This window comes from Acidobacteriota bacterium, assembly GCA_012729555.1.
Classification (GTDB): Bacteria; Acidobacteriota; UBA6911; order UBA6911; family UBA6911; genus UBA6911.
Genome location: JAAYCX010000011.1, coordinates 115,052 through 127,092, shown reverse-complemented (window position 1 = coordinate 127,092; position 12,041 = coordinate 115,052). Strand labels below are relative to the sequence as shown.

General features: G+C 69.0%; 13 protein-coding genes. 7 read left to right on the top strand and 6 right to left on the bottom strand.

All coding sequences use genetic code 11. The annotated features are described in order from the left end of the window. On the top strand, nucleotides 1-456 hold the full coding sequence (locus GXY47_02725; protein ID NLV30044.1) for an ATP-binding protein: 456 nt from the start codon (nucleotides 1-3) through the stop codon (nucleotides 454-456). A gap of 100 nt (nucleotides 457-556) precedes the next feature. Next, a complete protein-coding gene (locus GXY47_02720) occupies nucleotides 557-1,831 on the top strand; it encodes an MgtC/SapB family protein (GenBank protein NLV30043.1) in 1,275 nt (424 codons plus the stop codon). Between the two features lie 19 nt (nucleotides 1,832-1,850). Here GXY47_02720 and GXY47_02715 read toward each other — a convergent pair whose 3' ends face one another. Both GXY47_02715 and GXY47_02710 read right to left on the bottom strand, forming a co-directional pair. Next, complete coding sequence (locus GXY47_02715) at nucleotides 1,851-2,702, bottom strand: YitT family protein (protein ID NLV30042.1); 852 nt, start codon at nucleotides 2,700-2,702, stop codon at nucleotides 1,851-1,853. Between the two features lie 18 nt (nucleotides 2,703-2,720). Continuing rightward, complete coding sequence (locus GXY47_02710) at nucleotides 2,721-3,719, bottom strand: NAD(P)-dependent glycerol-3-phosphate dehydrogenase (protein ID NLV30041.1); 999 nt, start codon at nucleotides 3,717-3,719, stop codon at nucleotides 2,721-2,723. 124 nt (nucleotides 3,720-3,843) lie between these two features. Here GXY47_02710 and GXY47_02705 point away from each other — a divergent pair, with 124 nt between their 5' ends. After that, nucleotides 3,844-4,665, top strand: coding sequence for a rhomboid family intramembrane serine protease (locus GXY47_02705; GenBank protein ID NLV30040.1), 822 nt, complete (start codon nucleotides 3,844-3,846; stop codon nucleotides 4,663-4,665). Here GXY47_02705 and moaA read toward each other — a convergent pair whose 3' ends face one another. Next, nucleotides 4,666-5,694, bottom strand: a complete 1,029-nt coding sequence (moaA, locus tag GXY47_02700) for a GTP 3',8-cyclase MoaA (GenBank protein NLV30039.1) — start codon at nucleotides 5,692-5,694, stop codon at nucleotides 4,666-4,668. A gap of 164 nt (nucleotides 5,695-5,858) precedes the next feature. On the opposite strand from moaA, the gene GXY47_02695 reads away from it, so the two are divergent. Genes GXY47_02695 through GXY47_02685 form a run of 3 tightly spaced genes read left to right on the top strand, consistent with a single transcriptional unit; the run spans nucleotide 5,859 to nucleotide 7,685 of the window. After that, entirely contained in the window at nucleotides 5,859-6,557 is a 699-nt protein-coding gene (locus GXY47_02695) for a CPBP family intramembrane metalloprotease (GenBank protein NLV30038.1), read from the top strand. 25 nt (nucleotides 6,558-6,582) lie between these two features. Continuing rightward, the gene (locus GXY47_02690; protein NLV30037.1) at nucleotides 6,583-7,263 is read left to right on the top strand and encodes an HAD-IA family hydrolase; all 681 of its coding nucleotides are present in this window, start codon (nucleotides 6,583-6,585) and stop codon (nucleotides 7,261-7,263) included. After that, a complete protein-coding gene (locus tag GXY47_02685; protein ID NLV30036.1) occupies nucleotides 7,263-7,685 on the top strand; it encodes a YjbQ family protein in 423 nt (140 codons plus the stop codon). The genes GXY47_02690 and GXY47_02685 overlap by 1 nt, the downstream gene beginning before the upstream one ends. Before the next feature lie 7 nt (nucleotides 7,686-7,692). Here GXY47_02685 and GXY47_02680 read toward each other — a convergent pair whose 3' ends face one another. The 3 genes from GXY47_02680 to GXY47_02670 form a co-directional block, all read right to left on the bottom strand. Further along, nucleotides 7,693-8,775, bottom strand: coding sequence for a hypothetical protein (locus GXY47_02680; GenBank protein ID NLV30035.1), 1,083 nt, complete (start codon nucleotides 8,773-8,775; stop codon nucleotides 7,693-7,695). Beyond that, the gene (gene trxB, locus GXY47_02675; protein NLV30034.1) at nucleotides 8,772-9,728 is read right to left on the bottom strand and encodes a thioredoxin-disulfide reductase; all 957 of its coding nucleotides are present in this window, start codon (nucleotides 9,726-9,728) and stop codon (nucleotides 8,772-8,774) included. Before trxB ends, GXY47_02680 begins: the two co-directional genes overlap by 4 nt. A gap of 65 nt (nucleotides 9,729-9,793) precedes the next feature. Further along, on the bottom strand, nucleotides 9,794-11,440 hold the full coding sequence (locus tag GXY47_02670; GenBank protein ID NLV30033.1) for an alpha-D-glucose phosphate-specific phosphoglucomutase: 1,647 nt from the start codon (nucleotides 11,438-11,440) through the stop codon (nucleotides 9,794-9,796). Nucleotides 11,441-11,565: 125 nt separating this feature from the next. On the opposite strand from GXY47_02670, the gene GXY47_02665 reads away from it, so the two are divergent. Further along, nucleotides 11,566-12,033, top strand: coding sequence for a DinB family protein (locus GXY47_02665; GenBank protein ID NLV30032.1), 468 nt, complete (start codon nucleotides 11,566-11,568; stop codon nucleotides 12,031-12,033). Nucleotides 12,034-12,041 lie beyond the last annotated feature (8 nt).

Genomic DNA, 12,041 nt, shown 5'->3' with positions numbered 1-12,041 from the left:
ATGCCCGGACAACCGCCCGCAAGCTGCGAATTCGACAGCGACAAGCTTCTGGTCCAGGTGGACCTCACGATTTCCGGGGGGGTGGAGGCCATCGCCCCCGTCCTCGAAAAGATCATGGCCATCGTCAAGGGGATGGGATGCGCCAGGGACCGGGAGTTCGAAGTGGAACTGGCCCTGGGCGAAGCCCTCGCCAACGCCATCCGGCACGGCATCGCCCGCGCCCCCGGGGGGAAGGTCCAGTGTTCGGTCGCCTGCGACCGCGAGCGGGGCATGCTCATAGTCGTCCGGGACCCGGGCCCCGGGTTCGACCCCGCCTCCATCCCGAGTCCCGTGACGGGGCAGAATCTCTTCTCGACCGGGGGACGCGGCATCTTCCTCATCAACCGGCTGGTGGACGAGGTCCGCTTCGAAAAGGGGGGGACCGAAATCCGGATGAAGGTGACTCCCCCCCGCTGACGCGCTCCGGGGGCGCTCCCCCGAGGCGCCGCCCGACAAATCCGGTTGCCGTCGCGGCGCGGCTGTGCGATGGTGTTCCCTGCGGCGAAGGGAACCGGCCATGGAATGGACGACGCTTCGGGATTTCGGGATCGCGCTTCTGATCGGGGCCCTGGTGGGCGCCGAGCGGGAGAACCACAAGCGCGCGGAGGACCCTTCCGGCAACAGCGGCCTGAGGACCTTCATCCTGCTCGCCATGGCGGGGGCGGTTTCCGCCTGGATCGGCGCCCGCACGGGCACCCCGTGGATTTTCGTCGCCACCCTGGCCGTAGCGGGCGCGGGCCAGATCGGCAGCTACGTGACCCACGGCCGGCGGAGGCCGGAATCGAACGGCTGGACCACCGAGGCAGCGGCGCTCTGCGTCTGCCTGCTCGGCGGGATGACGATGCTGGGATACCCAGAACTGGCCGTGGGGCTCGGCATCGTCACCACGGCCATCCTGGCTTACAAGGACCCGATGCACGGCTGGGTCACCCGGCTGGGGCGGGACGATATCTACGCCGGGCTGAGGCTCCTCTTCGCCTCGTTCATCGTGCTCCCGCTCCTCCCCGACCGGACGGTGGACCCCTGGGACGCCCTCAACCCCTACAAACTCTGGCTCCTGGTCATCCTGATCTCCACCCTCTCCCTGGTCGGTTATGTCGCCACCCGCTGGCTGGGACCGGGACGGGGCACCGCGCTGACCGGGCTGACGGGGGGAGTGGTGTCCTCCACCGCCGTCACCCTCTCCTTCGCCCGGGGCGAGAGGGATTCGGGGCGGGCCGACTCGGGGGACCTTTTCGCCCTGGGGATCCTGATCGCCTGGGGGGTGATGTTCCCGCGGGTGCTGGTGGAAGTGGCGGTGGTGTACCCCCCGCTCCTCGCCGGGCTGGCGCCCCCCTTCATAGCCATGGGCCTGGCTTCGTTCGGGGCGGCCGCCTTCTTCCATCGCCGCAGCCTCCGCGCCCGGACCGGGGGCCACGGGACCACCCGGGAAGTCCCGCTGAAAAACCCCTTCAGCCTCACCCGCGCCGTCAGTTTCGGCCTGGTTTTCGCCCTGGTGCTCGTGACCGTCAGCATCGTCCGGGATCGCTTCAGCGCGGGCGGGCTCTACCTGGTCTCGTTTCTGGCCGGCCTGACCGACGTGGACGCCATCACCCTCTCCATGGCCGGCTTCGCCCGGACCGGGGGGGGGCTGGAAACGGCCGCGGGCGCCATCACCCTGGCCGCCCTGGCCAACACCTTCGTCAAATGCGCCTTCGTCCTCCTCTTCAGCAGCAGGGCGCTCAAGAGGAGGGTGCTTCCGGCGACGCTCGTCATCGCGGTTGCGGGCGCCGCCGCGCTCTGGCTGGCCTGACCCCGCAGGTGCCGTCCCCCTACCAGTGCGGCTGGTTGCCCATCCTGCGCCCCATGACCTCCTGCGTGTCCATCACCACCACGAACGCTTTCGGGTCGACGCCGGTGATCGCCTTCTTGATCTGGGGAAGGTCCCTGAAGGAGATGACGGTATAGAGGACGTGCTGCGCCTCCCCGCTGTACGCCCCTTTCCCTTCAAGGATGGTCACGCCGCGCCGGTCCTTTTTCAGGATCTCCCGCGAGATCTCGGGCCAGTGCTCGGAGACGATCAGCATGGTCTTCCTCTTGCTGAGCCCCATGACGACGAGGTTCATCATCTGCGCGCTCACGTAGATGAACAGGAGCGTGTACAGCGCCATGTCCAGGGAAAAGATCAGCGCGGCCCCGAGGAGCAGGCCGGCGTTGAAGAGAAGCGAGGTGGTCCCGACCTTGACCGAAAACTTCTTGTTGAGGATGACGGCCAGAATGTCCACGCCCCCGGCGGACCCGATCGACCGGAGGATGAGGCCGCTTCCGCAGCCGTTGATGATTCCCGCGAGCATGCCCGCCAGGATCGGGTCCGAGACCGGGACCGGCACGCGCACGAAATGGAGCGCGGCGGAAAGGATCGTCATCCCCAGGATGCTGTAGAGGAAAAAACGCCGGCCGACGAACTTCCATCCGACGAGGAAAAGCGGGATGTTGAGCAGAAAATAGACGAGGCCCAGGGGGAGGGCGTCGCTCACGAGGTGGATGAGGAGCGTGACCCCGGTGAACCCCGCGCTGAGGAACCCCTGCGGGAGCAGGATGCCGTTCACCGCCGCCGCGCACAGGGCGCTCCCCACGAGGATCAGTACGATATTCCAGGCCAGGGTCTTCACCGCCCCTCCAATTTCCGGCCCCCGCGGGGCCTATTCGCTCTTGAGCGACCGTTCCATCAGTTCGCCGATAGCCTCCCTCGGGCCGATCGCGCCGCGCAGGAGGCGCCCGACCATCGTCGCTATCGGCATGTCCACCCCGAGGCGCCGGGAGAGCTCGAGCACGGCTTCGGTGGTCTTCACCCCCTCGGCCACCTCGCGCATCGGTCCCAGGATGTCGCCGAGGGTCCGCCCCTTCCCCAGTTCGACCCCCACCCCGCGGTTCCGGCTCTGCGCCCCGGTACAGGTGAGCACGAGGTCCCCCATCCCTGCCAGCCCGGCCAGGGTCTCCTGCTTCCCGCCGCAGGCCGCGGCCAGGCGGGAAATTTCGGCCAGCCCCCGCGTGACGAGGGCGGCCATGGGGTTATGCCCCAGCCCCAGCCCCTCGATGACGCCCGCGGCGATGGCGATGACGTTCTTGACCGCGCCCCCCAGTTCCACCCCCACCACGTCCTCGGAAGCGTACAGGCGCAGCGTCCGGGAGGAAAACTCCCGCTGGATCCGCTCCGCGACCTCCGGGCAGCCGGAGGCCGCCACGAGCGCCGTAGGCTCCCCGCGCGCCACCTCGCGAGCGAAGCTCGGTCCCGACAGGACCGCGATCCGGGGAGTGAAGCGGGAGCGGAGAACCTCCCCGATGACCTCGCTCATGCGCATCAGCGTCGCCTGTTCCAGCCCCTTGGTGGCGCTCACGAGCACCTGGCCCGCCCCCAGGAGCGGGAGCATGCGTTCGTACAGGGCGCGGCAGACGTGCGACGGCATCACCGTCAGCACGATCCCCGCCGGCCCGATCGCCTCCTCGAGGCTCGAGGTGGCCCGGACGGCGGCGGGCAGGACGACATCGGGCAGAAAGAGCCGGTTCCGCCCCTCCTCCCTTATGGAGGCGACCACCTCCTCCTCGCGCGCCCAGAGCCGGACGCCGTGCCCCATGTCCGCCAGCGCACCCGCGAGCGCCGTCCCCCAGCTCCCCGCCCCGATGACGGCGACCTCTGCCATGACCCCTCCTCCCGTGGTCAAAATAGCACACCGGCGCGAGGGCTTGGGGAAGAAGTCCCATAATTTTCGGCCCGGCGGGCGATTGGGAATTCCCAAACCCGCCGGTTGCCGTCATAATGTCCCCATGCTGAAGCGACAGAAAACAGGGTCCGTGCTTTGCCCCTCGTGCGGCAAACTGGTCGGGGTGAAGGACGAGGTCTGCTACAACTGCGGCCGGCGCAACCCCGGGATGTGGGGCTTCGCCGGGGTGTTGCGCCGTGCGGGGGGCAGCCTCGGGTTCGTCCCCGTGGTCCTGTACGGCTGCGCGCTGCTGTACGCGGCCACCCTCTTCATGGACCCGCAGGGGATCCGGATGTCGGGGCTCTCCATCCTCTCCCCGAGCACGCGGAGCCTGGCCGCCTTCGGCGCCAGCGGCGCCATCCCCGTGTTCGGCTACGACCGCTGGTGGACCGTCCTGTCCGCCGCCTGGCTTCACGGCGGGCTGCTGCACATCGCGTTCAACCTGCTCTGGATACGCCAGCTGGCCCCGGCGGCGGCCGAGCTGTACGGGGCCTCCCGCGCGGCCATCATTTACACGGTCGCCTCCATCGCCGGGTTCCTGCTGAGCAGCCTCTGGGGCATCCCGCTGACGGTGGGGGCCTCCGCCCCCATCTTCGGGCTGCTGGGGGCGCTGGTGGCCTACGGCCGGCGCACCGGGAGCCGCCAGGTCGGCAGCCAGGCGCTGACCTACGCCGCGATCCTTTTTGTTTTCGGGTTCCTGATGCCCAACATCGACAACTTCGCCCACCTGGGGGGGTTCGTGGGGGGATTCCTCGCGGGCCGGGTGCTCAACCCCCTCCTCCCCGAGCGGGTGGCGCACACGATCGCGGCCCTCGTCTGCCTGGGGCTGACGGCCCTCTCCATCGTCGCTTCGGTGGCCACTTCGGGGATTTTCTTCGCGCGGTGATCAGCCGCCGATACGGATCATCTCGATCTTCCGGCGCGACCCCGGCTCGTAATCACCCGCTTTCATCGCCTCCAGGCGCTCTTCGGAGTAACGGTCGGTCCTCGATTCCCAGGCGGACCGGATGGTCTGCAGGATTTCCCCGTCCCCGGCGCCGCCGCGCAGAAGGCGCTTGAGATCGAGACTCCGGTCGGAAAAGAGGCAGAGGACGAGCTTGCCGTCGGCCGTCAGGCGCGCGCGCGTGCAGCCGGCGCAGAAGGGCTCGGTCACCGAGGCGATGACGCCGATGTTGCCCTTCCGGTCGGCATACGCGTAATTGACCGCGGGCGCGCTCGGGTCGGTTCGCCCGGCCTCCTCGAGGGGATACCGCGCGTGGATGAGATCCAGGATCTCCCCCTTGGGTATCATGTTCTCCGATACCCAGTGGTTGGAGTTCCCCACATCCATGAACTCGATGAACCGGAGCCAGAACCCGTTCTGCCGCGCGAACTCGACCAGGGGGAGGATGTCGTCGTCGTTGACGCCGCGCTGGATCACGGAATTGATCTTGATCGGATCGAAGCCCAGGAACCGGGCGGTCAGCAGCCCCTCCAGGACGCCGGCCAGGTCGTCGCGCCGGGTCAGGGCACGGAATTTCGCGGGACTCAGGGTGTCGAGGCTCGCGTTGATCCGCCCGAGGCCCGCGCGGAGCAGCCCCGCCGCGTGCTCTTTCAGGTGCGAGGCATTGGTCGTCAGGGAAAGGTCCCTGAGCCCTCCCAGGCCGGCGAGGGCGGAAACCAGGGTATCCAGCCCGTGCCGCAACAGGGGCTCCCCCCCGGTGAGCCGGATCTCCTCGACCCCCGACCGCAAAAACAGCCCGGCCAGGCGCGTGATCTCCTCGAAGGTGAGGATCTCCCTCCGGTCGATCCACTCGTACTGCTCGAGCGGCATGCAGTATGCGCACCGGAAGTTGCACCGGTCGGTGACCGATATCCTCAGGTCCCTCAGTTCCCGACCGAGAGTGTCCTTGATGCTGACCCGATCGACATCCATTGGTTCCAGCTCCGAAGCGATTCCGGCCGCTCCCTGCCCCCCTCCCATGATAGCACGGGCGGCCTTTCAGTATCGCACCTCGGGCGGCTCAAGGCAACCGGGAGCGGAAAGGGGGCACTCCGGCCCTCGCCGGGCCGGGCCGGTTGAGGTATGATGCCTCCCCTATGAAGAAGTACCGCGGATACCTCCGGGAAACGCGCCGGCCCGTCTACTCGGCCGCCCTGGTTTTCCCCTTCCTGCTGGTGTACCACGCGGGGACGCTGCTCGTCGGCGGCACGCACATCAACGGCGCCGACGCGCTGATCATCCGCCTCCTCGGCGCGCTCGGGGTCTTTTCGGTCTACGCCTCCGCCCTGGTCCTGGCCGCGGCGCTGGCCGCCTGGCAATGGCGCACCCGCGCGCCCGGCAGGATCCGCGCCCGCCTGCTGGCGCTCAGCCTGCTGGAAAGCGCTTTTTTCGCCCTCGTGCTCCTGGCCGCCTTCGGCTGGCTGGGCCCGCGCCTCCCCCTGGCCCTCTCCGATCCGGCGCCCGTCCTCCGCGACTTCATCCTCTACTGCGGGGCCGGGGTGTACGAGGAGTTCCTCTTCCGGTGGCTCCTCCTCGGTTTCCTCCTCTGGCTGTTCCGCAGGATCCTGCCCGGCGGCCATGCCGCGGCGACGGCGGGCGCCGTCCTCTCCGCGGCGTTGATCTTCGCCGCCTTCCACTACATCGGCCCCGGCGGGGACCCTTTCTCCCCGGGAAGTTTTGCCCTGCGGGCGGCCGGCGGGTTGTATTTCGGCCTGATTTTCATCGCGCGGGGATTCGGGCTGGCCGCGGCGTCCCACGCCCTGTACGATATCTTTCTCGGGCTGGCCGCACGCTGAGCCCCGGGAGCGCCCAAGAGGTCCTATGATCCAGAGAATCGAATACGTCATCTTCGACAACGACGGGCTCCTGCTCGACACCGAGCCCTTTTATACCCGCGCCCACGGGGCGGTCGCCGCCCGTTTCGGCAAGGTGTTCGACTGGACGGTGAAATCCCGGATGATCGGGCTGCGGGCCGAGGATTCGGCCCGGGTGGTGATCGAGGGCCTCGGGCTCCCCCTCTCGGTCCCCGAATACCTCGAGGCGCGCCAGGGGATGCTGGACGAGCTCTTCCCCCAGACCGAGCCGATGCCCGGGGCGGTGCGCCTCAGCCGCCACCTCCACCGGCACGGGATCCCCATGGCGGTGGCCACGAGCTCCGATCGCCGCCATTTCGAGCTGAAAATCACCCGGCACCGGGAGTGGTTCCGCATCTTCTCCTCGGTGGTCACCGGGGACGACCCGGCCGTCGGCCGGGGCAAGCCCGCGCCCGACATTTTTCTGCTGGCGGCCCGGACGGTCGGCGCCGACCCGGGCCGCTGCCTGGTGTTCGAGGATTCCCCCGCGGGGGTCGCCGCCGCGCTCGCCGCGGGGATGTACGTCGTCGCGGTCCCCGACCCGCACCTGGACGAGGCCGCCTGCGACGGGGCGCACCAGGTCCTCCGCAGCCTGGAGGAGGTGAACCTTCCCGCCTGGGGGCTCCCCCCTTTTCCCGAGGAGGCATGATGAAAAGTCACCGCAAGGTGCTCGAGGTCCTCATCCCGGGCCGCATGGAGTTCCTCAACATCACCCCCGAGGTGCGGGCCGCCCTCCGGGAGAGCGGCATCCGGGAGGGCCTCGTCCTCGTCAACGCCATGCATATCACCGCAAGCGTCTTCATCAACGACGACGAGCCCGGCCTGCACGAGGACTACGCCCGCTGGCTGGAGCGGTTGGCCCCCTTCGACGCGGGGACCGAACGGTACCGCCACAACCTCACCGGCGAAATCAACGGCGACGCCCATCACAAGCGGCAGGTCATGGGGCGCGAGGTGGTCGTGGCCGTTACGGGCGGGGCGCTCGACTTCGGGCCCTGGGAGCAGATCTTCTACGGCGAGTTCGACGGCGGGCGCAAAAAGCGGATCCTGATCAAGATCATCGGGGAATGAAACGCCGTCAGAGGAGCTGCGCGATGCGGGCCGCGGCGATATCCGCCCCGCCCCCCGTCAGCCGCTCCGCCGGTTCCGGCCTCCGCTCGAGCCGGTCGAGGAAGGGGCGCAGGTTCCCGCGGTAGAGCTCCGCGGCGGGGATGTGGACGTTCCGGAGGTAGCGGCCGACGGCCTCCTCGAGGACGGGGTATTCCCGGAAATCGCTCCGTTCGGCGTACACCAACGGCTTGCGGTTGACGACGCAGTCGGACAGGATACCGAAGCCGGGCTTGGAGACCACCGCATCGACGGAGGCGACCACGTCGGAAAAAGGGACGCGCTCCCGTTCCAGGGCATGGAGGTTGGGCGACTCCCACCGGAGCGGAAGGACGGTGAAGAAGGCGCAGTCTTCTATCTCCCCGACGCGCGCCAGGGCCTCGGCCCCCCACTCGAGCGTCGTGAAGGAGAGGAGGACCCACTTCCTGCCCGGGTCGCACCCCGTGATCCGCGCGATCTCCTTTCGCCGCGAGCGGCCTGCGGCGGCGACCAGGGGGATGTCCTCCCTGCGGGGGAAGGATTCCATCGCGGGGGAAAACGGGAGGCGCAGGAGCAGTCCCGTCCGGGCGTACCCTTCCCGGAAGGCCTCCACGACCTCCCCCCAGCGCGGGTCGCGAGCGCACAGGCCCTCATAGATCCAGTCCCAGGAAAAGTTCCCGACGGCCAGGCTGGGGATTCCCAAACCGGCCGCCGCCTCGATGGGGATCGCCGGGATGTCGGCCACCACGACGCCGATGCCCTGCCTGCCGAGAAACTCGCGCTCCGCGTCGACGCTCTCCCTCCGCCGGGCGCAGACCCCCTCGGCCCGCAGCAGCGTGGCCTCGACGTCCACCCGGATCGAGTCGAGCTGGACCATCCCGACGTCGAACGATCCCGCGCGCAGGGTGTAAGCGCCGGGGCCGAGCTGGCTCCGCAGGAACGGTTCCCCGAGCCCGCTCACCACGTGCACCGCGGCGTCCGGCCGGATGCGGCGGAAGGCCCGGACGATGTCGCACGACCGGCGCCCGTGCCCGTAGCCGTGGGCCGTGATATAGAAAGCGACCGCCGGTTTCACTGCGCCGGGTGCGTCCCCAGCCACCGCTCGGCCCGCAGCGCCGCCATGCACCCGAAGCCGGCGGCGGTGACGGCCTGCCGGTAGTTGGGGTCGTGTACGTCGCCGGCCGCGAACACCCCGTCCACGCTGGTTTCCACGTCGTTGCGGGTGACGATGTATCCCTGCGGGTTCAGTTCCAGCGCGCCCCCGAGAAACCCGGTGGCCGGCTGGTGCCCGATCCCCATGAAGACGCCCGAGACCGGCACCGTGCGCTCCACGCCGCTCTTGACATCCTTCACGGTGACGGCTTCCAGGACCTCCGCCCCGTGGTAGGCGGTCAGCACGCTGTTCCAGAGGAAGGCGATCTTCGCTTCCCTCTCCGCCCGATCCTGCATGATCCGGCTCGCGCGCAGTTCATCCCGGCGGTGGACCACCGTCACCTTCGAGGCGTGGTGCGCCAGCGTCAGCGCCTCCTCCAGGGCCGTGTCCCCGCCCCCGACCACCATGACCTCCTGGTTGCGGAAGAACATCCCGTCGCATATCGCGCAGGCCGAAAGCCCGCGGCTGCGGTACCGGTCCTCGCCGGGCAGGTCGAGCCACCTGGCGCTCGCCCCGGTGGCGACGATCACGGTGCGCGCCTCCTCCCATCCCGAACGGGAGCGGACGCGGAGGGGGCCGCCGGAGCCGACCTCGGGAGGTCGGCCGAAATCCACCTCCTCGGCATCCTCCTCGCGCATCTCCACCCCGAAACGGAGCACCTGCTTTTTCATCGCTTCCATGAGGTCGGGGCCCTGGATCCCATCGGGGAAACCGGGAAAGTTCTCCACCTCGCTCGTGAACATGAGCTGCCCGCCCGGCATCTGCATCCCCCGGGGTTCGGAGGCGAACAGGAGCGGATCCAGCCCGGACCGCGCCGCGTAGATGGCCGCGGTGTATCCCGCGGGACCGGAGCCGATAATGATGACGTGTCTCATAAAACACCCTTGCCTGTTGTGGTTGAACAGTGATCGATTATAACAGACCGGCGGTGGAAGCCCAATCAGGTCACCACCGAGGGGCCCGTGAGGCCGAACCGCTCCTCGATCCGGAGCAGGCCGCGCGCGGCCCGGACCAGGGGCGCGAGGGTCGCTTCCAGCGGCAGCCCCCCCTCGGGCCGGACCCTTTCGAAATAGAGCCGCAGCGTCGCCCCCTCGGTCCCCGTTCCCGACAGCCGGCCCACGATGCGGGAACCCTCGTCGAGCAGGATCCGGATCCCCTGGTTGCGGCTGACGCTGCCGTCGACCGGGTCGGTGTAGCTGAAGTCATCGGCGTCCCGCACGGCCGCGTCCGCCAGCCGGGTCCCGGCGAGCGCGGGGACGCGCCCCCTCAGGTCGTCCATCATCCTCCCGGCCTCTGCGGCGTCCAGCCCCGCGTAGTCGTGGCGCTGGAAGTAGCTGCGCCCGAAGCGGCGCCAGTGGCCGGAAAGCGTCTCCCCGACCGAGGCGCGAGCGCCGGCGAGGATCGAGAGCCAGCAGAGGACGGCCCAGATCCCGTCCTTTTCGCGCACGTGGTCCGACCCCGTGCCGAAGCTCTCCTCCCCGCAGAGGGTGCACCGCCCCGAATCCATCAGGTTGCCGAAAAATTTCCACCCGGTCGGCGTTTCATGGCAGGGGACCCCCAGGGCCCGGGCCACGCGGTCCACCGCGGTGCTCGTAGGCATCGAGCGCGCCACCCCCCGCAGCCCGGAGCGGTAACCCGGGATGCACCCGGCCGCGCGCTCCGCGATGACGGCGAGCGAGTCGCCCGGGCTCACGAAAACCCCCCGGCCCAGGATCATGTTGCGGTCGCCGTCCCCGTCGCAGGCGGCGCCCATGTCCGGGGCGTCGGGCAGGGACATCCTCCTGAAGAGGTCCCCGGCGTGCCTCCGGTCGGGGTCGGGGTGCCCCCCGCCGAAGTCCTCGAGCGGCGTCCCGCGGATGACGGTGCCCTCGGGGGCTTCCAGCATCCCTTCCAGGATGGCCCGCCCGTACGGCCCGGTGACCCCGTGCATGGCGTCGAATACGAGCCGGAACCCGTTACGGAAGAACCCCCGGAGGGCATCGAAGTCGAATATCCCCCCGAGGACCGCGACGTAATCGGAGATCGGGTCGATGACGGCCACCTCCGCGTCCCCCAGCCCCAGGGTACGCTCCCGGTCGAGGTCGACCCCGGGAGCCTCGAGCGTGAGAAAGCGTTCGATGGCGCGCGTGTGCGCGTAGATCGCCTCGGTGACCCCCTCGGGCGCCGGGCCGCCGTTGCGGATGTTGTACTTGATCCCGAAATCGGCCTCGGCCCCCCCGGGGTTGTGGCTCGCCGTCAGGAGGATCCCCCCGAGCGCCCCCCGGCGGCGGATGACGGCCGACATCGCCGGCGTCGACAGCAGCCCGCCGCGCCCGACCAGGATGCGCCCGAAACCGTTGGCGGCGGCGATCTTCAGAATGCTCTGGATCGCGTCCCGGTTGTGGTAGCGCCCGTCGCCGCCCACGACCAGGGTCTCCCCGGAAAAGTCGGGCGTACCCTCCTCGCGCACCGAATCGAAGATGGACTGCACGAAATTCTCGACGTAGTGCGGCTGCATGAAGCGCCGTGTCTTCCTGCGCAGCCCCGAGGTGCCGGGGCGCTGGTCTTCAAAAGGGGTGGTCGGGACGATCCGGCTTTGGCATACCATGCCCCCATGATAACGCATTTCCGTGGAGCCCCCCCGAGTTTTTACGCCCGCAACCGATGCCGGATCCGCCGCCGCTGTGGTACTCTGGTCAGGCCACGATCACCATTTTACGAGGAGGGGGTACCATGAAAAAGGACGACTTTTACCAGTACGCGGTGGACGGCTACCGTCCGGTCGAAAACATGATGAAGATGGTCCCGGCGGACAAACTGGACTGGAAGCCGGGCGAAAGTTTCATGAGCCTCGGGCAGCTCATCCGCCACCTCGCCGACGGCATCGGCACCGAGCTCGAAATGCTGGTCCGCAACACCTGGCCGCAGCAGGCCGAAGGACAGGGGATGCCCTCCTGCAGCGCCCGGGACGCCCTCTCCATGCTGGAGCGGGACAAGGCCACCCTCCGCGCCCTGCTCGACGCGGTGACCGAAGAGGAATTCGCCGAGAAGGTGGTCTCCACCCCCTGGGGGGCCTCGGGGAAGCTGGAGAGAATGGCCTTCTTCTTCCAGGAGCACTTCACCAACCACAAGATGCAGCTGTTCACCTACCTCAAACTGCTCGGGCTCCCCGTCAACACCCAGACCCTCTACATGGGATAGGCCCGAAC

Coding starts and splice junctions, on each gene's coding strand:
- moaA (NLV30039.1), bottom strand. CDS start 5,694: ATGGATGTCGATCGGGTCAGCATCAAGGACACTCTCGGTCGGGAACTG.
- GXY47_02670 (NLV30033.1), bottom strand. CDS start 11,440: ATGGTATGCCAAAGCCGGATCGTCCCGACCACCCCTTTTGAAGACCAG.
- trxB (NLV30034.1), bottom strand. CDS start 9,728: ATGAGACACGTCATCATTATCGGCTCCGGTCCCGCGGGATACACCGCG.
- GXY47_02720 (NLV30043.1), top strand. CDS start 557: ATGGAATGGACGACGCTTCGGGATTTCGGGATCGCGCTTCTGATCGGG.
- GXY47_02665 (NLV30032.1), top strand. CDS start 11,566: ATGAAAAAGGACGACTTTTACCAGTACGCGGTGGACGGCTACCGTCCG.
- GXY47_02705 (NLV30040.1), top strand. CDS start 3,844: ATGCTGAAGCGACAGAAAACAGGGTCCGTGCTTTGCCCCTCGTGCGGC.
- GXY47_02685 (NLV30036.1), top strand. CDS start 7,263: ATGAAAAGTCACCGCAAGGTGCTCGAGGTCCTCATCCCGGGCCGCATG.
- GXY47_02695 (NLV30038.1), top strand. CDS start 5,859: ATGAAGAAGTACCGCGGATACCTCCGGGAAACGCGCCGGCCCGTCTAC.
- GXY47_02690 (NLV30037.1), top strand. CDS start 6,583: ATGATCCAGAGAATCGAATACGTCATCTTCGACAACGACGGGCTCCTG.
- GXY47_02710 (NLV30041.1), bottom strand. CDS start 3,719: ATGGCAGAGGTCGCCGTCATCGGGGCGGGGAGCTGGGGGACGGCGCTC.
- GXY47_02725 (NLV30044.1), top strand. CDS start 1: ATGCCCGGACAACCGCCCGCAAGCTGCGAATTCGACAGCGACAAGCTT.